We start from the raw sequence: 20,206 nt of genomic DNA on the forward strand, positions 1-20,206 counted from the left end.
CCTCACAGCTTCTTGGCGCTCTTCACACCCTTGGCCGGCTTGACGCCCTTTATGCGGACCGCCTTGTTGGCGCGGGACCGCGCGGTCTTCATGCGCAGGCCGCCGCGCTGGTTGCCGATGCTCAGGCCGGTACCGCCGGCCAGCCAGCCGGCGGAGACGTCGGCGGTCTTGTTGCCGGGGCCGCCACCCGCCTCGACGGCCATCGGGTCGTTCTCGGCCTTGCGGGCCAGCGCCATGATCCACGGCACGGTGAACGGCGCGAGCAGCAGGTCGTAGAGGGTGGCGGTGAACATCAGCCCGGTCAGGCCGACGTGGCGGGCGGCGGTGTCGCCGACCAGCGCACCCACGCTGGCGTAGAGCAGCGTGGAGCCGATCGCGGCGGCGACGACGGCCAGCATCGGGCCCCAGGCGGAGCGGAACCGGCCGCCGTCGGGCCGGACCAGTCCGACGACGTAGCCGATGACGCACAGGACGAGCGCGTACCGGCCGACCGCGTGGTCGGCGGGCGGTGCCAGGTCGGCGAGGAGTCCGGCACCGAAGCCGATGAGCGCGCCGCTGACGTGCCCGTACACGAGTGCGAGGGACACCACGGTGAGGAGCAGCAGGTCGGGTACGGCGCCGGGCAGTTGGAGCCGGCCCAAAACGGTGACCTGGATGACGAGGGCGACCACGACGAGCGTGGCCGAGAGCAGGATCCGGTTGAAGCGCATGCGGGGTCGGCTCCTAGTCGTCGGCCGGCTGGGCGAGCCGGCTGGCGGACCCGGACGGGGTGACCGTGACGGTGACCGTCGGGATGGGCTTGGGGGCCTCGGGCTTGGGCGGCAGGACGGCGTCGCGCGGGTCCTCGCGCGGCGGCATGACCACGACCCCGACGATGTCCAGGCGCGAGAAGCCGACGAACGGCCGGACCCAGACGGTGCGGGTCAGGTCGCCGCGCGAGGGATCGACTTTGACGACCTCGCCGATCGGGACGCCGGGCACGAAGGGCTTGTTGCCGCGCGAGCCGAAGGTGACGAGCCGGTCGCCGGGGCTGACCTTGGCCTTGCCGTTGAGCATCTGGACGGACAGGGCGCGATCGCCCTGTCCGGTGGCGAAGCCGAGTTCGCCGGTCTTCTCCAGGCGCGTGCCGACGGTGAAGTCGGGGTCGTTGGCGAGGACGACGGTGGAGGTGTCGGGTCCGACGGTGGTGACGCGGCCGACGAGCCCGTCGCCGTTGAGGACGGTCATGTCGCGTTCGATGCCGTCCTTGCTGCCGGCGTCGATGGTGACGGTCCAGGAGAAGCCCTGGGCCGCTCCTATGGCAATGACCTCGGCGCCCTTGATGCCGTACTGTCCCGCGCCGGCCCGCTTGAGCATCTCGTCGAGCTCGTGGATACGGCTGCGGGTCTGGTCCTCGCTGCCGAGCTTGGCCTTCAGGGCCGCGTTCTCGCGCTCCAGTGCGGCGATGCGGTTGTGGCGCTTCCCGGAGTCCCTGACCGCCCCTATGGCGTTGGCGACCGGATCGACCGCGGTCGCCACACCTTCCTCGACCGGCCCGAAGACCGCTGCGGCGGCCTGCCGGGCACCGTCGACCGGCGACTCCTCGCCTGCCCTGATGTCCACCGTGATCAACGCGAACGCGATGGCGATCAGAAGCACCAGGAGCAGCCGGCTTTCTCGTGTGTCCCTCACGTGCGGCGGCCGTGCCTTCCTCGTCGGAATTCTCGTTTTGCCTGTATATCAACGATCCGCCGTACGGGCCCGGTAGCACCCGTACGGCGGATCCTTGTGTTCCGCTCAGTCCCCTCCCCCGGCGGGAGGGCGGTCAGCGACGGGGCTGGGCGTCCAGGACCTGCTGGAGGGCCTCGAACTCCTCGACGCACTTGCCGGAACCGAGCGCGACGGAGTCGAGGGGGTCCTCGGCGATGTGGATCGGCATGCCGGTCTCACGGCGCAGCCGCTCGTCGAGGCCGCGGAGCAGGGCGCCGCCGCCGGTCAGGACGATGCCGCGGTCCATGATGTCGCCCGAGAGCTCCGGCGGGCACTTGTCGAGCGTCGTCTTGACCGCGTCGACGATGGAGTTGACCGGCTCCTCGATGGCCTTGCGGACCTCGGCGGCCGAGATGACGACCGTCTTCGGCAGGCCCGAGACCAGGTCCCGGCCGCGGATCTCGGTGTGCTCGTCCTTGTCGAGGTCGTACGCCGAGCCGATGGTGATCTTGATCTGTTCGGCCGTCCGCTCACCGAGGAGGAGGGAGTACTCCTTCTTGATGTGCTGGATGATCGCGTTGTCGAGCTCGTCGCCGGCCACCCGGATGGACTGTGCCGTGACGATTCCGCCGAGGGAGATGACGGCGACCTCGGTGGTGCCGCCGCCGATGTCCACGACCATGTTGCCGGTGGCCTCGTGGACGGGCAGGCCCGAGCCGATGGCGGCGGCCATGGGCTCTTCGATGATGTGCACCTGGCGGGCGCCGGCCTGCGTGGACGCCTCGATGACCGCGCGGCGCTCGACTCCCGTGATGCCGGAGGGCACGCAGACCACGACGCGCGGACGGGCCAGGTAGCGGCGCTTGTGGATCTTGAGGATGAAGTACCGGAGCATACGCTCGGTGATCTCGAAGTCGGCGATCACGCCGTCCTTGAGGGGCCGTACGGCGACGATGTTGCCGGGCGTGCGCCCGATCATCTTCTTCGCCTCCGAGCCGACCGCCAGGATGCCGCCGGTGTTCGTGTTGATGGCGACCACGGACGGCTCGTTCAGGACGATCCCCCGGCCCCTCACGTACACCAGCGTGTTGGCGGTCCCGAGGTCGATCGCCATGTCACGGCCGATGAACGACATGTTGTTCCCCTTGTTCCCCATGAGGAGCGTCTGGCCTTCCAGTTGATAGCGGCTGCTGTCAGGTCGGCGAGGTGGGTGTGTGGGTGGAGGCCCCATCGTAGTCACGGTTGTACCGACACCGCGCGACGGGACTCCGGCAATCCCGCCGGAATGGATACCCGCCCCCTTACTGGTGACGACGTGTCCTGCCCAGGCGTTCCCGCCCGGGCCCGGAAATACCTTGGGGCGACCGAAATTACTTCGGTCGCCCCAGGTCATGAGCGCTATTCGGCTGATGTCTCGTCAGGAGGGACTGATCAGAGCGCGGGGAAGAAGAGCTTCAGCTCGCGCTCGGCGGACTCCTCGGAGTCCGAGGCGTGGATGAGGTTCTCCCGGGTGATGGTGCCGAAGTCGCCCCGGATGGAGCCGGGCGCCGCGGCGATCGGGTCGGTGGGACCGGCCAGCTGGCGGACGCCCTCGATGACCCGCTCCCCCTCGACGACCAGCGCCACGACCGGCCCACTGGACATGAAGCCCATGAGCGGCTCGTAGAAGGGCTTGCCCTTGTGCTCGCCGTAGTGCGCCTCCAGGGTCTCCTGGTCGAGCGTACGCAGCTCCAGTGCGGGGATGGTCCAGCCGGCCTTCCGCTCGATGCGGCCGATGATCTCGCCGACCAGGCCGCGACGGACGGCGTCGGGCTTGAGCAGGACGAGGGTGCGCTGGGTCATGTTGCGGCTCCTTGCGGCATACGGGTGCGGTAGGGCGAATCTACAGGGCCGTCCGGGGCGGCCTCGCCGCCCGGGTGGTCCGGGGATCCGTCAGGCGGTGTCGGGCGCCCCGGACGCGGCGGCGGCCTCCTGCGCGGCGGCCCAGCGCTCCTTGATCGAGTCGACCTTCCGGCCGTAGTGCACGGAGCACCACCACAGTCCGGCGAACACCGCGCCGAGGAAGAACATCGTCGGGACGACGAAACCGCTCGCGATCAGACCGATCTGCAGGGCCCAGCCCAGCTGCACCGCCCCGGGGCGCGCGAGCATGCCGCACAGCAGCACCGACAGCAGCATCGAGACCCCGCACACCGTCCAGACCGCGGCCTGGGTCAGGTCCGGGTCCTTCATGGCGACCAGTCCGGCGAAGCCGATCACGAAGAACTCGCCGATCAGCGTGCTCGCACACAGCGTGCGCATCCCCTCAACCCCTCTTCAGCAGCAGGCGGGCCTCGCCCACCGTGATCACGGAACCGGTCACCAGGACCCCGGCCCCTCCGTACTCGGCCTCTTCCTCCGCCAGCGTGATCGCCGCCTCCAGGGCGTCGTCCAGCCGCGGCTCCACCTGCACCCGGTCCGAGCCGAAGACCTCCACGGCCACGGCCGCCAGCTCGTCCGCGCCCATCGACCGGTGACTGGAGTTCTGCGTGACCACGACTTCGGCGAAGATCGGCTCAAAGGCCTCCAGCACCCCGCGGACGTCCTTGTCCTCGCTCGCGGCCACCACGCCGATGAGCCGGCTGAAGCCGAACGCCTCGGTGACCGCTTCCGCGGTGACCGCCGCCCCCGCCGGGTTGTGCGCCGCGTCCAGGATCACCGTCGGGCTGCGCCGCACGACCTCCATGCGGCCGGGCGAGGTCACCGAGGCGAAGGCCTTGCGCACGGTCTCCACGTCCAGCACCCGGGCGTGCTGCCCGCCGACCCCGAAGAATGCCTCGACCGCGGCCAGCGCCACCGCCGCGTTGTGCGCCATGTGGGCGCCGTACAGCGGGAGGAAGACGTCGTCGTACTCGCCGCCCATGCCGCGCAGCGTCAGCTGCTGCCCGCCGACCGCGACCTCGCGCGAGACCACGCCGAACTCCATGCCCTCGCGGGCCACCGTCGCATCGACCTCGACGGCCCTCTTCAGCAGCACCTGGGCCGCGTCCACCGGCTGCTGCGCCAGGATCACGGTCGCGTCCTGCTTGATGATGCCGCCCTTCTCCACGGCGATCTCAGCGGGCGTGGAGCCGAGTCGGTCGGTGTGGTCCAGGCTGATCGGGGTGACCACGGCGACGGAGCCGTCGATGACGTTGGTCGCGTCCCAGCTGCCGCCCATGCCGACCTCGACCACCGCGACGTCCACCGGGGCGTCCGCGAAGGCCGCGTAGGCCATCCCGGTGAGCACCTCGAAGAACGACAGCCGGAACTCCTCGGCGGCGTCGACCATCTCCACGTACGGCTTGACGTCGTGGTAGGTCTCCACGAACCGCTCGGCCTCGATCGGCGCCCCGTCGAGGCTGATCCGCTCGGTGATCGACTGCACGTGCGGGCTCGTGTAGCGGCCGGTGCGCAGCTCGAAGGCGTTCAGCAGGGCCTCGATCATGCGGGCCGTGCTGGTCTTGCCGTTGGTCCCGGTGACGTGGATGGAGGGGTACGCGCGCTGCGGCTCGCCCAGTACGTCCATCAGCGCCGCGATCCGCGACACCGAGGGCTCCAGCTTGGTCTCCCCCCAGCGGGTGGAGAGCTCCTGCTCCACCTCCAGCAGCGCCCTCGCCACCTCCGGGTCGACGGGTCGGGCAGGCACCGGGTCCCCCTGGGGCGGCCCGGCGTGGGCGCGCAGGGTGCGGCTGCCGGCCTCGATCACCGCCAGGTCGGGGTCGCGGTCGGACTCTTCCGCGACGATCTGGTCGAACTCGTCGAAGGCGCCGGTGCGGTCTTCGTCGTCGTGGCGGTCGTGGTTCTCGGGCTGCTGGTCACTCACAGGGCCAGTCTACGGACGGCCACCGGGAGGACTTTCGGCCCGGGCGCTTCGGGACCTCCGGCGGGCGGAGCGGCCTGATCTCCGTGCAAGCCTTGCGAGCAGCAGATTGGGGAACAAATGCCGCAGGCCAGCAGCAACAAGACAGCGTCCAGCCGCGACATAGCCATCGACCTGGGAACCGCCAACACCCTGGTCTACGCGCGGGGGCAGGGAATCGTCCTCGATGAGCCGTCCGTGGTCGCCGTCAGAGCGGGCACCGCCACCGCCCTGGCCGTCGGGGCGGACGCCAAGGAGACCATCGGCCGCACCCCCGGTTCCATCACGGCGGTCCGCCCCCTCAAGGACGGCGTGATCTGCGACTACGAGGCCGCCGAGGAGATGATCCGGCACTTCGTGCGCAAGGCCGTGCCCGGGCGGCGGCCCCGCACCCGGATGGTCGTCTGCGTGCCCTCCGGCGTCACCCCGGTCGAACGGCGGGCCATCGTCAACGCCGCCACCCGGGCCGGCGCCAGGACCGTGCACCTCATCGAGGAGCCGATGGCGGCCGCGATCGGCGCCGGTCTTCCCGTGGCGGAACCGCGCGGTTCCATGGTCGTGGACATCGGCGGCGGCACCTCCGAGGTCGCCGTCATCTCCCTCGGCGGCATCGTCACCTCCCGCTCGCTGCGCGTCGGCGGCGACCGGCTCGACGCGGCGATCACGGAGCACGTGCGCAGGGAGCACGCGCTGCTCATCGGCGAGCGCACCGCCGAGCAGGCCAAGCTGGCCATCGGATCGGCCTGGCCGGTACCGGACCGGCCCGAACGGGAGACGGCGACCTTCACCGTGCGCGGCCGCCAGAAGGTCGGCGGCATGCCGAAGACGCTCGCCCTGGGCGCGGCCGACGTCCGCGCCGCCCTCGACGAGCCGGTCGGGGCGATCATCGCGGCGGTCCGCGGCACGCTGGAGGAATGCCCGCCGGAGCTGTCCGGTGACGTCATGGAGCACGGAATCGTCCTGACCGGCGGCGGCGCCCTGCTGCCCGGCCTCGACCTGCGCATGGCCTCCGCGACCGGCATCCCGGTCTTCGTGGCCGACCACCCGCTGCACTGTGTGGCGCTGGGCTCCGGCCGCTGCGTGGAGGACCTGGACAGCCTCGACGGCCTGCTGACGCCGGCCTGACCCGGCGCGGCGCCGCAGCCTGCGCCGTGCGACCGCCGGGAACCGGGGGACGGCCCTCAGCCGCGCGGCAGGGTGGCGACGACCTCGTACGCGTCGTCCGTGCGGGTCGCCGTCAAGGTGCCGCCCAGGCTGCGGACGCGCTCGGACATGCTCGCCGTGCCGGAGCCCGCCGAGACCGGGCTCCGGCCCGGGGTGCGGGCCGGCAGGGCGTTGCTGACGGCGATCCGCAGCCGCGGGCCGTCCGCCGCGATCGACACGTCGATGGTCTCCCCGTGCGCGTGCTTGGCGGCGTTCGTCAGGCACTCCTGCACCACCCGGTAGACCGCCGCCTGCCGCAGCGGCGACAGCCGGTGCACTTCCTCGTCCATGGCCAGCCGGACGGGCGAACCGGCCCGTCCGCTCTGCTCCGCCAGCTCCGGCAGCCCCTCCACACCCGGGGTCGATGCCCGTTCGCCCCGCTGCACGATGATCTCGTTGAGCACCAGGTGGGCCCGGCGCGCGGAGTCGGCCAGCTCCTCGAAGTCCTTCGCGTGCGCCGTCCCGCGCGCCCGTACCGACAGCACCTCGGAGCGCACCGTGAGCATGGTCAGCTCCCGGCCGACGAAGTCGTGCACGTCGCGGGCGACGGAGACGCGCTCCTGCTGGACGGCCCGGAACACGGCGGACTCGGCCCGCCGGGCGGTCAGCTCCCGCACCAGGTCGTGCCGGTACGCGGCGATGCCCACGGCCGAGGCGAGCGCGCCGATGGGCACGACGATGCTGAGGAAGCCGCTGAGCCGCTGCCCCTGTGGCTCGGGCCAGCCCGGCACCCAGAACATGACCAGGGCGAAGGCGACGTATGCGAGCGTCGCCAGGATCCCCGCCCGGCGCCCGCGGAAGCGGCCGACCGAGTAGAGCGCGAACTGGATCAGGGTCAGCTCGTGCAGCCACCCGATGAAGAACAGCGCGACCAGGTACGAGACCCAGGGCAGCCGGCGGCGCACCAGCAGGGTCGTGCAGCCCAGAGCGAGCACGACGGCCGCGGCGGGTCCGCTCAGCGAGTTGTCGGCGGCCGCCAACCCCGGCAGGTCCAGGGCCATCAGCCCGAGACAGCCCAGAGCGGTGAGCACGTCGACCGCCCGCGGCGAACCGGCCCAGGTGCCGGCCGTCCGGCGGCCGGCAGCCACCCACCGGCGGAACACCGGGGCGAGGGGCTTCACGTGCATGCCCTCCATCATCCGTGGTCGGCGCGGCGGATGAGGTCCAGCCCGCAGGGAAACACCGTGATGTAGGGCACTTCGGACAGGCCGGAGGTCCGCGCGGGCCGCGGCCGCGCGGATGCCGCGGGCCCGCCGTGCACCCGCGTACGGCGAGGGCCCCCGCCACCGGAGTCCGGTGGCGGGGGCCCTGGTCGAGCTCCGGCGGCTGCCGGGACGTGTCGCGGAAGTCCCGGCTGCCGCGCAACGTCCGGCCGGCCCTATGCGGCCGGCAGGGTCTCCAGCTGGGCCTGGATCCGGGCGATGTCCGCCTCGGCCTTGGCCAGTCGGCCCTTGATCTTGTCCACGACGTTGTCGGGGGCCTTGGCGAGGAAGGCCTCGTTCCCGAGCTTCGCCTCGGCCTGCTGCTTCTCCTTCTCCGCGGCACCGAGGTCCTTGGTCAGGCGCTTGCGTTCGGCGTCCACGTCGATGGTGCCCGACAGGTCGAGCGCGACCGTGGCGCCGGCGACCGGGAGGGTCGCGGTGGCGCTGAAGGAGTCGCCCTCGGGCTGCAGGCGCAGCACCTGGCGGATGGCGGCCTCGTGGGCGGCCAGCGCGGTGCCGGTCAGGTCCAGACGGGCCGGGACCTTCTGCTTGTCGTCGAGGCCCTGCTCCTTGCGGAAGCGGCGGACCTCCTTGGTGAGCGTCTGGATGCTCCCGATCTCGGACTCGGCGGCGTCGTCACGGAAGCCGCTGTCCTTCGGCCAGTCGGCGACGACCAGCGACTCGCGGCCGGTGAGGGTGGTCCACAGGGTCTCGGTGACGAACGGGACCACCGGGTGCAGCAGGCGCAGCATGACGTCGAGGACCTCACCGAGGACCCGCGCGGAGACCTTCGCCTGTTCGCCGCCCGCGAAGAAGGTCGTCTTCGACAGCTCGACGTACCAGTCGAAGACCTCGTCCCACGCGAAGTGGTAGAGCGCCTCGCTGAGCTTCGAGAACTGGAAGTCCTCGTAGTACGCGTCGACCTGCGCGATCGTCTTGTTCAGGCGGGAGAGGATCCAGCGGTCGGTCGCCGACAGCCGCTCGGCCGGCGGCAGCTCGCCCTCGATCGTGGCGCCGTTCATCAGCGCGAAGCGCGTGGCGTTCCAGATCTTGTTGGCGAACTTGCTGGACGCCTGGACCCAGTCCTCGCCGATCGGGACGTCGGTGCCGGGGTTGGCGCCCTTGGCCAGGGTGAACCGGACGGCGTCGGAGCCGTACTTGTCCATCCAGTCCAGCGGGTCGACGACGTTGCCGAAGGACTTCGACATCTTCTTGCCGCGCTCGTCGCGGACCAGGCCGGTCAGCGCGATCGTCTTGAAGGGGACCTCGCCGTCCATGGCGTACAGGCCGAACATCATCATCCGGGCCACCCAGAAGAAGATGATGTCGTGGCCGGTGACCAGGACGTCGGTGGAGTAGAACTTCGCCAGGTCCGGGGTCTTCTCCGGCCAGCCGAGCGTGGAGAACGGCCACAGACCGGAGGAGAACCAGGTGTCGAGGACGTCGGTGTCCTGGGTCCAGCCCTCGCCGGTCGGCGCCTCGTCGTCGGGGCCGAGGCAGACGACCTCGCCGTCCGGGCCGTACCAGACCGGGATGCGGTGGCCCCACCACAGCTGGCGCGAGATGCACCAGTCGTTGAGGTTGTCGACCCAGTCGAAGTAGCGCTTCTCCATCTCGACCGGATGGATCGCGACACGGCCGTCGCGGACCGCGTCGCCGGCGGCCTTGGCGAGGGTCTCGACCTTGACCCACCACTGCAGCGAAAGACGCGGCTCGACGGTGGTGCTGCACCGCGAGCAGTGCCCGACGGAGTGCAGGTACGGGCGCTTCTCGGCGACGATGCGACCCTGCTCGCGCAGCGCGCCGACGACCGCGGAACGGGCCTCGTAGCGGTCCAGGCCGAGGAAGGGGCCGTGGACGGTGATGACGCCGTGCTCGTCCATGATCGTCATGTTGGGCAGGCCGTGGCGCTGCCCGATGGCGAAGTCGTTCGGGTCGTGCGCCGGGGTCACCTTGACGGCGCCGGTGCCGAACTCCGGGTCGACGTGCGTGTCCGCCACGACCGGGATGGTGCGGTCGGTCAGCGGCAGCTTGATCTGCTTGCCGACGAGGTGCCGGTAGCGCTCGTCGTCCGGGTGGACGGCGACGGCGGTGTCACCCAGCATCGTCTCGGCGCGGGTGGTGGCGACGACGAGGGTGTCCTCGCCCTCCCCGTACTGGATGGAGACGAGCTCGCCCGCGTCCTCCTGGTACTCCACCTCGATGTCGGAGATGGCCGTCAGACAGCGCGGGCACCAGTTGATGATGCGTTCGGCCCGGTAGATCAGGCCGTCGTCGTAGAGCTTCTTGAAGATGGTCTGGACGGCCTTGGACAGGCCCTCGTCCATGGTGAAGCGCTCACGGGACCAGTCGACGCCGTCGCCGAGGCGCCGCATCTGGCCGAGGATCTTGCCGCCGTACTCCTCCTTCCACTGCCAGACGCGCTCGACGAACGCCTCACGGCCGAGGTCGTGGCGGGACTTGCCCTCCTCGGCGAGCTGCTGCTCGACCTTGTTCTGGGTGGCGATGCCGGCGTGGTCCATGCCGGGCAGCCACAGCGCCTCGTGACCCTGCATCCGCTTGCGGCGGGTCAGGGCGTCCATGAGGGTGTGCTGGAAGGCGTGTCCCAGGTGGAGGGAGCCGGTGACGTTCGGCGGCGGGATGACGATGGTGTACGGGGGCTTCTCACTCGCGGGATCGGCCGTGAAGTACCCACGCTCTACCCAGCGCTCGTAGAGCTTGCCCTCTACATCGGCCGGCGTGTAGGCGGTCGGCAGTTCGGAGTCGGGGCTACTGGGTGTCTGCGTGTTCTCGGTCACGGGGCTCAGTTTAGGGCCGTAACAGTCCAGTCATGAAACCGGTTGTGGAGGGGCCCGGCGCCCTGACGGGCTCCGGCTTCGGTCAGGATGTGAGGAACGCATAAGCAACCTCAGAGGGGGACGCGGGATGAGCTACAACCAGCCGGGGCCTTACGGACAGCAGCCTCAGCAGCCTCAGCAGCCGGGACCGTACGGGCAGCAGCCCCCGCCGCCGCCCGGCCCCTACGGCCAGCCCCCGCAGCCGGGCCCCTACGGGCAGCCCGCGCCCCCGCAGCCGGGCTACGGCTACCCCCAGCAGCCGGGCGTCCCCCCGCAGGGCTACCCCCAGCAGCCGCCGACCCAGGCCTACGGCTACCCGCAGCAGGCCCCGTACGGCACCGAGCCGCCGAAGAAGTCCAAGGCCGGCGTGATCATCGCGGCGGTCGTCGCGGTGGCGGTCATCGCGGGCGGCGGCTGGTATCTCCTGGGCGGCGGCCCGAGTGGTTCCGTCTCGGCCGACACCAAGGGCTACAAGCTGGTCGCCCCGGAGTCGGTGGACGACTTCAAGAAGGACCCGAAGTACAAGGACAAGCCCTTCACCGACAAGGACAAGGCGGAGGCCGAGGCCGCGGGCATCAAGAACCCGACCAAGGCGGCCATGAACTACCAGGCGGGCGACCCCAAGAACCCGCTCAGCGCCAAGGGCCTCAACTTCTCGGGCGTCTACGGCGAGATCGCCGACCCGGAGAAGACCGTGGACGGCTACTTCGCCATGGCCAAGCTGGAGAGCGCCAAGGACGGCAAGTCCGACGTCGAACTCGTGGGCACCCCCAAGGCGGTGACCCCGGCCGGCTTCGAGGGCGCCGTCATGAAGTGCCAGGACGTCAAGTTCACCGCGAAGGAGGCGAACACGAAGGGGCCCAAGGAGGCCACCCTCCCGATCTGCATCTGGGGCGACTACAGCACGCTGGCGATGGTCAGCGCCACGGACGTGGCGTCCATCCTCGCGGGCAAGCCGGGCTACAACCAGGAGCAGACCGCGGAACTGGCCGCCAAGCTCTACAGCACCGCCCGCGTCAAGATGTAGCGCACGGCAGTACGCGAAAGGGGCGCCCCGGCCGGGGCGCCCCTTTCGCGTACTGCCGTGCGGCTAGGCCGACTTCTCGTGCGGGCCCTGGTCCTTCGGGACGATGCGCGGGACCAGCGTCGGGTTGACGTTGGAGCGGACCACGTCCGCCGTGATGACCACGCGGGCCACGTCCTTGCGGGACGGGACCTCGTACATCACCGACATCAGGACCTCTTCCATGATGGCGCGCAGGCCGCGGGCGCCCGTCTGGCGGAGGATCGCCTGGTCCGCGATGGCCTCCAGCGCCTCGCGCTCGAAGTCCAGCTCGACACCGTCGAGTTCGAACAGTCGCTGGTACTGCTTAACCAGCGCGTTGCGCGGCTCGATGAGGATCTGGAGCAGGGCCTCGCGGTCCAGGTTGTGGACCGAGGTGATGACCGGGAGACGGCCGATGAACTCGGGGATCATCCCGAACTTCACCAGGTCCTCCGGCATGACCTCCTGGAACTGGTCGCTGGCCTCGATCTCGCGCTTGGAGCGGATCGTCGCCCCGAAGCCGATGCCCTTGGCGCCGGCACGCGACTCGATGATCTTCTCCAGGCCGGCGAAGGCGCCGCCCACGATGAAGAGCACGTTCGTCGTGTCGATCTGGATGAACTCCTGGTGCGGGTGCTTGCGGCCGCCCTGCGGCGGCACCGAAGCCGTCGTGCCCTCCAGGATCTTCAGCAGGGCCTGCTGCACGCCCTCGCCGCTCACGTCGCGCGTGATCGACGGGTTCTCGCTCTTGCGGGCGACCTTGTCGATCTCGTCGATGTAGATGATCCCGGTCTCGGCCTTCTTGACGTCGTAGTCGGCGGCCTGGATCAGCTTCAGCAGGATGTTCTCGACGTCCTCGCCGACGTACCCGGCCTCCGTCAGCGCCGTCGCGTCGGCGATGGCGAACGGGACGTTCAGCATGCGGGCCAGGGTCTGCGCGAGGAGCGTCTTGCCGGAGCCCGTGGGACCCAGCAGCAGGATGTTGGACTTCGCGAGCTCGATGGCGTCTTCGCGGCCCTGCGCGCCGCCGTTCTCGCCGGCCTGGACCCGCTTGTAGTGGTTGTAGACCGCTACCGAGAGCGCCTTCTTCGCCGGCTCCTGGCCGACGACGTAGCTCTCCAGGAACTCGTAGATCTCGCGGGGCTTGGGGAGTTCCTCCCACCGGACCTCGGAGGTCTCCGCGAGCTCCTCTTCGATGATCTCGTTGCAGAGGTCGATGCACTCGTCGCAGATGTACACACCGGGTCCTGCGATGAGCTTCTTCACCTGCTTCTGGCTCTTTCCGCAGAACGAGCACTTGAGCAGGTCGCCGCCGTCACCGATGCGTGCCACGAGGTGCTTCCCCTTCGCCTGGGAGACGCCTGGTTCAGCGCTCCTGGTGCCTCATATCCGACGGTACCTTGCCGGGGGCCCCGTGCGGGGCCCCCTTGACGTGGTTCACATCGCCGAATCCGGCGGTGTGCCCGCGCCAACTGGCGGCAAGGGTCAGAGCTTGTTGCTCTTGCGGGTGGAGATGATCTGGTCGATCAGGCCGTACGCGAGGGCGTCCTCGGCCGTGAGGATCTTGTCGCGCTCGATGTCGTCGCGGATCTTTTCGATCGGCGTCGTCGAGTGCTTGGCCAGCATGGTCTCCAGCTGGTCGCGCATGCGCAGGATCTCGTTGGCCGCGATCTCCAGGTCCGAGAGCTGCTCGCGGCCGGTGCCGCCGGAGGGCTGGTGGATCAGCACGCGGGCGTTGGGCAGGGCCATGCGCTTGCCGGGGGTGCCGGCGGCGAGCAGGACCGCGGCGGCGGAGGCCGCCTGGCCCATGCAGACCGTCTGGATGTCCGGCTTCACGAACTGCATCGTGTCGTAGATCGCCGTCAGCGCGGTGAAGGAGCCGCCGGGGCTGTTGATGTAGATCGAGATGTCGCGGTCCGGGTCCATCGACTCCAGGCACAGCAGCTGCGCCATGACGTCGTTGGCCGAGGCGTCGTCGATCTGCACGCCGAGGAAGATCACGCGCTCCTCGAAGAGCTTCGCGTACGGGTCGTACTCACGCACGCCCTGCGAGGTGCGCTCGACGAAGCGCGGGATGACATAGCGGTTGTCCACCTGCGGGCCGGAGTAGAGGCCGCTCGCGGAGAAGTTGTTCTGCATCTGGGTGTTCACCATCCTGGTGGCGTTCTGCGGGCTGTCGGCTGCCGGGTACTGACGGGTGGCTACGGAGATCAGGCCCCGGTGCCGCCGCCGCCCGGAACGTTGGACGCGGCCGAGATGATCTCGTCGATGAGGCCGTACTCCTTGGCCTCCTCGGAGGTGAACCAGCGGTCGCGGTCACCGTCGCGGATGATCGCCTCGACGGTCTGGCCCGAGTGGAACGCGGTGATCTCGGCCATCCGCTGCTTCGTGCGCAGCAGGTACTGGGCCTGGATCTTGATGTCCGACGCGGTGCCGCCGATACCGGCGGAGCCCTGGTGCATCAGGATGTCGGTGTTCGGCAGGGCGAAGCGCTTGCCCTTGGCGCCACCGGTGAGCAGGAACTGCCCCATCGAGGCCGCCATGCCCATGCCGATGGTCACGACGTCGTTGGGGATGTACTGCATGGTGTCGTAGACGGCCATGCCGGCCGTCACCGAGCCACCGGGGCTGTTGATGTAGAGGTAGATGTCCTTCTCCGGCTCGGCGGCCAGAAGCAGGAGCTGCGCAGTGATCTTGTTCGCGATCTCGTCGTCGACCTGCTGGCCGAGGAAGATGATGCGCTCGCCGAGCAGCCGGTTGTAGACATGGTCGCCGAGGCCGCCACCGATGGACGGCTCACCCGCGGCGTAAGGCTTCAGATTCGTCACGTATCCACCTGCTCGTCTCCGACGGCCATGTGCCGTCTCAGCGTCTCGTTCTGGGGCGCGGTGCAGCCGGAGCGGACTGGTCCGCCGGCGCCCGGATACTCACGTGCCCTCGTATTCATGGACCCTAACGCGCAGGTCGGACAACGCCATCCCGCTTCCCGAACTGTTCGCTCGGAGCGCAAGCTCCGGCGGCCCCGTGGGGGCCGCGCGGAAACGGTGTGCGGGCGGCGCGGGAACCGCGCCGAAGGGCCCGGACGCAGGTCGCGTCCGGGCCCTTCGGGGCACTGCTCAGCGGGCTTTCGCCCGGGGTGTTACTTGGCCTCGTCGGCCTTGACCTCGTCGTCGCCGTCGACGGCGGCCTCGACGGTCTCGGCGGCCGTCTCGACCTCGTCCTCTTCGTCGGAGAGGTCCACGACGTCACCGTTGGTGTCGACGACCTTGGCAGCCTCGACGACGACCGCGAGGGCCTTGCCGCGGGCGACCTCGCCGACCAGCATCGGGACCTGGCCACCCTCGACGACGGCCTGGGCGAACTGGTCGGGGGACATGCCGGAGGAGGAGGCACGGCGCATGAGGTGCTCGGTGAGCTCCTCCTGGTTCACGCCCAGCTTCTCCTTGTTGACCAGGGCATCCAGGACGAACTGGGTCTTGATGCCCTTGATCGCCTGTTCCTTGGTCTCGGCGTCGAACTCCTCGACCGTCTTGCCCTGGAACTCCAGGTACTTCGCCAGGTCAAGACCCATCTGGCCGAGCTGGTGGTGCTCCAGGTTGTGCTTGCGGGTGTTGACCTCGTCCTCGAGCAGCTTCTCGGGGATCGGCACCTCGACGAGCTCCAGCAGCTTCTCCAGGACGCGCTCCTGGGCCTGCGTGGCCTGGTCGTACTGCTTCATGTTCTCGAGGCGCTTGCGGCTGTCCGCCTTGAGGTCCTCAAGGGTGTCGAACTCGCTGGCCATCTGGGCGAACTCGTCGTCCAGCTCCGGGAGCTCCTTGGCGGAGACCTTGGAGACCTTGACGGTGACCTCGGCGTCCTTGCCCTCGGCGGAGCCGCCCTTCAGCTGGGAGGTGAAGGTGGCCTCGCCGCCGGCCTCCAGGCCCGTGACGGCCTCGTCGATGCCCTCGAGCAGCTCGCCCGAGCCGATCGTGTAGGAGACGTCGGAGGCGACGCCGTCGGGCAGCACCTCGCCGTCGACCTTGGCCTCCAGGTCGAGCGTGACGACGTCGCCCTCGGCGGCGGCACGCTCGACGTCCTTGGTGGACGCGAAGCGGTTGCGCAGCTGCTCGACGGACTTCTCGACGTCCTCGTCGGAGACCTCGATGGCGTCGACCTCGACCTCGATGCCCGAGTAGTCCGGGATCTCGATCTCGGGACGCACGTCGACCTCGGCGGTGAAGGCCAGCAGCTCGCCGTCCTTCAGCTCGGTGATGTCGACCTCGGGCTGGCCCAGCGGGTTCAGGTCGGCCTCGTTGACGGCCTCGGTGTAGAACTTCGGGAGGGCGTCGTTGACGGCCTCCTCCAGCACCGCACCGCGGCCGAAGCGCTGGTCGATGACGCGGGCGGGGATCTTGCCCTTGCGGAAGCCCTTCACCGTGACCTGCTGGTTGATCTTCTTGTACGCCGCGTCGAGGCTGTCCTTGAGCTCCTCGAAGGGCACCTCAACAGTGAGCCGAACCCGCGTCGGGTTCAGGGTCTCAACGGCGCTCTTCACGGTTCGGTCTCCTTGTGGCTGACTGCTGGGGGATCTGCCGTCTCGCTGGAATCAGCGGCCCGGCGGACTTCGGCCCGGTACATCAGACACACGGGCACGCAGCTTGCATAGTAGCCGCAAGCGGCAATCAGCCCACAACGCGATCTTGTGGTGGTCGGGGTGGCCGGATTCGAACCGACGACCTTCCGCTCCCAAAGCGGACGCGCTACCAAGCTGCGCCACACCCCGTCGGTGCGACACGTAGGGTACATGCCCGGAGACCCTCTGATGCGCGGTGTTTCCAGAGCCATTTCGGACAGGCGTCGGCGCGGGCACGGAATGTGGTGTGCACGCGGCCGGAACGACCCGCTAGGATGCTGTCCGTGCCGCGGTCCCAGGACCTGCGGCGCACGCAATGCGGGCGTAGCTCAATGGTAGAGCCCTAGTCTTCCAAACTAGCTACGCGGGTTCGATTCCCGTCGCCCGCTCTCAAGCACGAAGGGCCAGGTCAGAGGACGTTTCCTCGACCTGGCCCTTGGTCGTTCCCGGGCCCGGGTACGGCACGGGCGGGTGCGGCGCACCGGCCCCCGCAGCCGCCTGCCGGGGATTCCGCTCCCGGGTCCGCGGGCCCGGCCCCTTCGGGGCGACGACCCGGGCGCCCTGCGGCGTCATGCCGCCGGGCCTCAGAGCCTGATGTTCGCGATCATCGTCGCGAGGGAGTTGAGGAAACGGTTCACGTCGTCCGCGATCGAGCTGGACGCCAGGAAGAAACCGAAGAGGGCCGCGACGATGGCGGGGCCCGTCTTGATGTGGTTGCCACGGATCAGCACCACCAGGATGACCCCCAACAGAACCACCACTGACAGCGAAATGGCCACTTCTGATCACACCTTCGGTCGTCCCCTGGTCGGCCGGGGGCGCACGGCCGAGAATGCCCCCACATGGACCATCCTCCCACCAACGGACCACAGTCATACGCCCCGTGACGAAAGGCCGCTGTTCCGTTTTCGCCAACGGCCGTGAGCGAAGGGGCTCAGGGGGCAGTGAGGCCCAGGAGGGAACGGACATACGCATACTTCACGGACAGTCGTTCGCGGGTGGGGCCGTCCAGTACGGAGAGACGTACGGGGTCGGCGTTGTGCGCGAGGTCGGCCTCTTTGACGAGCAGGGCGCCCGGGGTGGCCAGGATGCGGGCCGCGTAGCTCTCGACGGGCTCGCCGGGCCGCTTGGTGACGGCGAGGACCATGTCCTTCACGGACTGCGGGAGAGCGGCGGAATCCAGCCAGGTGAGGCTGAGCGCCTCGTCTTCGATCGCGTCGTGCAGCCAGGCCGCCGCCTGCTGTTCGGGCGTGCCGCCGCGGACGCGCACCCCCTCCGCGACGGCCGCGAGGTGCTCGGCGTACGGCCTGCCGGCCTTGTCGGTCCGGCCCTCGTGCGCACCGCGCGCCAGGGCCTCGACCTCTTGGAGGGTCAGGGAACTGCTCGTCATGCGATCTCCCTCGCCGCCGCGCGCAGGGCCCGGACCGTCCTGTGGACATCTGCCTGCGTCGTACGCCAGTTGGAGAACGCGGCGCGCAGCCCTGCGGTTCCCTCGTAGACGGTCGGGGTGACGAACGCCTCGGCGGACAGCGCCTCGCGCAGTGCGGTCAGACGCGCCGGGTCGGGGTCTCGGGCGAGGGTGAAGCAGACGACGTTGAGGCGGACGGGGGCGAGGAGGGTGAAGGCGGAGTCCTCCTCCAGCGCCGCGCCCAGGGCCCTGGCGCCGGCGATGTTGCGCTCGACGATCTCCCGGTGGCCCTGTCGGCCGTAGGCGCGCAGCGTGAACCAGGCGGCGAGGGCGCGCAGTCGGCGGGAGTTCTCCGGGGTGAGGTGGACGAGGTCGGGGTGTTCGCCGAGGGGCCCGAGGTAGGCGGCGGAGTTCTGGAAGACGCGGGCCTGCAGGTCGCGCCGGCGGGTGAACTGGACGGCGCTGTCGTAGGGGACGTTGAGCCACTTGTGCAGGTCGACGCAGACGGAGTCGGAGGCGTCGAGGCCTTCGGTGAGGTGCGCGTGGTCCGGGGAGAGCGCGGCGAAGGCGCCGAAGGCGGCGTCGGTGTGCAGCCAGAAGTCGTGGCGCGGGCGGAGTGCGGCGAGGGCGGGGAGGTCGTCGAAGTCGACGGTGTTGACGGTGCCCGCGTTGGCGACCACCACCGCCGGGCCGGGGGTGTCGGCCAGCGCCCGGTCGAGGGCGGCGGGGTCGACGGCCTCCCGGCCGGGCAGGGTCGGGACCCGGACGAGGGAGCTGCGGCCGAGGCCGAGGAAGGAGAGGGCCTTGGCGATGGAGGAGTGCGGGGCGCCGGACAGGACGCGGACCGGGCCGAGGGATGCGGCGCCGTCCTCGGCCGGGGACACACCGAGGCGCTCGCCGAGCCATTCGCGGGCGATGGCGAGGCCGGTGGTGTTGGACATGGTGGCGCCGCTGACGAAGGTGCCGGTGTGCGCGTCGGAGAGGCCGAACAGCTCGCGGAGCCAGCCCACGGTCTCGCGTTCGAGGTCCTGGCCGGCGCCGTCCATCGAGGAGTTGGAGTTCTGGTCGTGGACTGCGGTGAGCCAGTCCCCGGCGAGCGCCGCGGGGGTGGCGCCGCCGGTGACGAAGCCGAAGTAGCGGGGGCCTGCGGAGGCCGACAGCCGTGGTTCCCAGCGTTCGCGGAACGCGGCGAGTGCGCTCTCCGTGCCGGTGCCGGGCCCGGGGAGCGGTTCGGGGGCCGGCGGCTCCGGGGCGGGTGGTACGACGACGCGTCCGTCCAGGGCGGCGAGCGCTTCGGCGGCGGCGCGGCGGGTGGCGTCGAGCAGGTCGGGGAGCCGGGCGAGGTCGGCGGCGAGCGTGCGGTCCATGGAGGCACGGTAGGACCCGGGCCGGCCGCGCGGGCGGGCCAATCCGGGACGGGTGGCCCGCCCGTACCGATCGGGCACCGCCCGGCGGGGGCGCCGTAGGCTCGGCGGATGATCGCGAAGCGGTGGGTGCGGAACGTGGTGGCCGTGGGCGTGGCGGGCGTGGTGGCGGGGGTCGCGGGGTGCTCCACCCCGCCGGCTCCGCCGCCCGCGCCGGGGCCGGTGCGGGCGGCGGAGCGGCCGGGCGGGACGGTGTCCGCACCGCCGTCCGCGTCCGCCGGGACGTGCCCGGAGGGCGGGGTACGGCTGGTGGAGACGGACGGGAACGCGGCGATGGGGTTGCGGGTGGCGGGCTTCCGACTGGAGAACTGCGGCACGGAGCCGTACGTGCTGGAGGGATACCCGCAGGTGTCGTTGTGGGACGGCCGCAACGAACCGGTGGACGTTTCGGTCCAGCACGGCGCGGCGGGGATCACCTCGGGCGCGCCGGACATCGACGCGCCGCCGCAGCGGGTGACGCTGGCGCCGGGCCGGGTGGCGACCGTGTCGATGGTGTGGCGCAATCTGGTGACCGACGCGGCGGTGGGGGCCGTGACGGCGCCGGTCGTGGAGGTCGAGCCCCGGCCGGGCGCGCCCCGGCTGCGGCTCCGGCTCGCCCGGCCGGTCGACCTCGGGAACACCGGCAGGCTGGGGCTCGGACCGTGGAGGGCGGCGGCCGGGTGACCGGTCGCCGGGCGGCCCCTGCGGCGGCGGGACACAGGCCGCCCCGCCACGCACCGGCGGCCGACCGGAAGCGCCGCGGGCGAACCGCGGCACGTCGGGGTCGGGCCGCAGCGGATGCGGCCGCCCGGTCTCCACGGCTGCTTTCGGGACCTCGCTGCCTCGCGCCGGGGGTGCTGGAGGGGGCGCCGGAGGAGGTCCGGGCATGCCGGACCTCGCGGCAGGGCGACATCGGGGAGGGGCCGG

The 20,206-nt window shown here is 70.6% G+C and carries 18 protein-coding genes and 2 tRNA genes; 4 read left to right on the plus strand and 16 right to left on the minus strand.

Translation table 11 applies throughout. The annotated features are described in order from the left end of the window. Window positions 1-2: 2 nt before the first annotated feature. From mreD to folC, 6 genes are all read right to left on the minus strand, one after another. Window positions 3-710 carry a rod shape-determining protein MreD gene (gene mreD, locus R4Z63_RS10605; protein WP_037923739.1) on the minus strand — a complete coding sequence of 236 codons (708 nt, stop codon included), beginning with the start codon at window positions 708-710 and terminating at the stop codon, window positions 3-5. A gap of 13 nt (window positions 711-723) precedes the next feature. After that, window positions 724-1,671, minus strand: a complete 948-nt coding sequence (mreC, locus tag R4Z63_RS10610; RefSeq protein WP_037923737.1) for a rod shape-determining protein MreC — start codon at window positions 1,669-1,671, stop codon at window positions 724-726. 133 nt (window positions 1,672-1,804) lie between these two features. Further along, window positions 1,805-2,824: a rod shape-determining protein gene (locus R4Z63_RS10615; protein ID WP_030008578.1), complete on the minus strand. Its 1,020-nt coding sequence runs from the start codon at window positions 2,822-2,824 to the stop codon at window positions 1,805-1,807. Window positions 2,825-3,120: 296 nt separating this feature from the next. Then, window positions 3,121-3,531 carry a nucleoside-diphosphate kinase gene (gene ndk, locus R4Z63_RS10620; protein ID WP_361596845.1) on the minus strand — a complete coding sequence of 137 codons (411 nt, stop codon included), beginning with the start codon at window positions 3,529-3,531 and terminating at the stop codon, window positions 3,121-3,123. A gap of 90 nt (window positions 3,532-3,621) precedes the next feature. Further along, a complete protein-coding gene (locus R4Z63_RS10625; protein ID WP_384455149.1) occupies window positions 3,622-3,990 on the minus strand; it encodes a DUF4233 domain-containing protein in 369 nt (122 codons plus the stop codon). A 4-nt stretch (window positions 3,991-3,994) separates the two neighbouring features. Then, the gene (gene folC, locus R4Z63_RS10630) at window positions 3,995-5,533 is read right to left on the minus strand and encodes a bifunctional tetrahydrofolate synthase/dihydrofolate synthase (RefSeq protein WP_037923729.1); all 1,539 of its coding nucleotides are present in this window, start codon (window positions 5,531-5,533) and stop codon (window positions 3,995-3,997) included. Window positions 5,534-5,650: 117 nt separating this feature from the next. On the opposite strand from folC, the gene R4Z63_RS10635 reads away from it, so the two are divergent. Continuing rightward, window positions 5,651-6,694, plus strand: coding sequence for a rod shape-determining protein (locus R4Z63_RS10635; protein ID WP_384455153.1), 1,044 nt, complete (start codon window positions 5,651-5,653; stop codon window positions 6,692-6,694). 56 nt (window positions 6,695-6,750) lie between these two features. Here R4Z63_RS10635 and R4Z63_RS10640 read toward each other — a convergent pair whose 3' ends face one another. Beyond that, a complete protein-coding gene (locus R4Z63_RS10640) occupies window positions 6,751-7,899 on the minus strand; it encodes a sensor histidine kinase (RefSeq protein WP_037924365.1) in 1,149 nt (382 codons plus the stop codon). Window positions 7,900-8,150: 251 nt separating this feature from the next. After that, entirely contained in the window at window positions 8,151-10,772 is a 2,622-nt protein-coding gene (locus tag R4Z63_RS10645) for a valine--tRNA ligase (RefSeq protein WP_037923727.1), read from the minus strand. A 127-nt stretch (window positions 10,773-10,899) separates the two neighbouring features. On the opposite strand from R4Z63_RS10645, the gene R4Z63_RS10650 reads away from it, so the two are divergent. Next, window positions 10,900-11,838 (plus strand): hypothetical protein, encoded by a 939-nt coding sequence (locus R4Z63_RS10650; RefSeq protein WP_037923726.1) that lies wholly within the window; start codon window positions 10,900-10,902, stop codon window positions 11,836-11,838. Between the two features lie 63 nt (window positions 11,839-11,901). Here R4Z63_RS10650 and clpX read toward each other — a convergent pair whose 3' ends face one another. The 5 genes from clpX to R4Z63_RS10675 all read right to left on the minus strand — a co-directional run bounded on the left by clpX (window position 11,902) and on the right by R4Z63_RS10675 (window position 16,618). Then, complete coding sequence (gene clpX / locus R4Z63_RS10655) at window positions 11,902-13,188, minus strand: ATP-dependent Clp protease ATP-binding subunit ClpX (protein ID WP_030840753.1); 1,287 nt, start codon at window positions 13,186-13,188, stop codon at window positions 11,902-11,904. Between the two features lie 153 nt (window positions 13,189-13,341). Further along, window positions 13,342-14,010, minus strand: a complete 669-nt coding sequence (locus R4Z63_RS10660; protein ID WP_030649987.1) for an ATP-dependent Clp protease proteolytic subunit — start codon at window positions 14,008-14,010, stop codon at window positions 13,342-13,344. 56 nt (window positions 14,011-14,066) lie between these two features. Further along, window positions 14,067-14,684: an ATP-dependent Clp protease proteolytic subunit gene (locus R4Z63_RS10665; RefSeq protein ID WP_030760907.1), complete on the minus strand. Its 618-nt coding sequence runs from the start codon at window positions 14,682-14,684 to the stop codon at window positions 14,067-14,069. Between the two features lie 311 nt (window positions 14,685-14,995). Beyond that, window positions 14,996-16,390: a trigger factor gene (gene tig / locus R4Z63_RS10670; RefSeq protein WP_037923720.1), complete on the minus strand. Its 1,395-nt coding sequence runs from the start codon at window positions 16,388-16,390 to the stop codon at window positions 14,996-14,998. 151 nt (window positions 16,391-16,541) lie between these two features. Beyond that, a tRNA-Pro gene (locus tag R4Z63_RS10675) sits at window positions 16,542-16,618 on the minus strand. Between the two features lie 168 nt (window positions 16,619-16,786). On the opposite strand from R4Z63_RS10675, the gene R4Z63_RS10680 reads away from it, so the two are divergent. After that, a tRNA-Gly gene (locus R4Z63_RS10680) sits at window positions 16,787-16,857 on the plus strand. A 195-nt stretch (window positions 16,858-17,052) separates the two neighbouring features. Here R4Z63_RS10680 and R4Z63_RS10685 read toward each other — a convergent pair. The 3 genes from R4Z63_RS10685 to R4Z63_RS10695 all read right to left on the minus strand — a co-directional run bounded on the left by R4Z63_RS10685 (window position 17,053) and on the right by R4Z63_RS10695 (window position 19,243). Beyond that, window positions 17,053-17,247, minus strand: coding sequence for a hypothetical protein (locus R4Z63_RS10685; protein ID WP_384456464.1), 195 nt, complete (start codon window positions 17,245-17,247; stop codon window positions 17,053-17,055). A 155-nt stretch (window positions 17,248-17,402) separates the two neighbouring features. Further along, on the minus strand, window positions 17,403-17,858 hold the full coding sequence (locus R4Z63_RS10690; protein WP_384456461.1) for an HD domain-containing protein: 456 nt from the start codon (window positions 17,856-17,858) through the stop codon (window positions 17,403-17,405). After that, window positions 17,855-19,243: a pyridoxal phosphate-dependent decarboxylase family protein gene (locus R4Z63_RS10695; protein WP_384456458.1), complete on the minus strand. Its 1,389-nt coding sequence runs from the start codon at window positions 19,241-19,243 to the stop codon at window positions 17,855-17,857. The genes R4Z63_RS10690 and R4Z63_RS10695 overlap by 4 nt, the downstream gene beginning before the upstream one ends. A gap of 108 nt (window positions 19,244-19,351) precedes the next feature. Between R4Z63_RS10695 and R4Z63_RS10700 the strand changes: the two genes are divergently transcribed. Continuing rightward, a complete protein-coding gene (locus R4Z63_RS10700; protein ID WP_384456456.1) occupies window positions 19,352-19,963 on the plus strand; it encodes a DUF4232 domain-containing protein in 612 nt (203 codons plus the stop codon). Window positions 19,964-20,206 lie beyond the last annotated feature (243 nt).

Source organism: Streptomyces sp. PL-29, assembly GCF_058344425.1.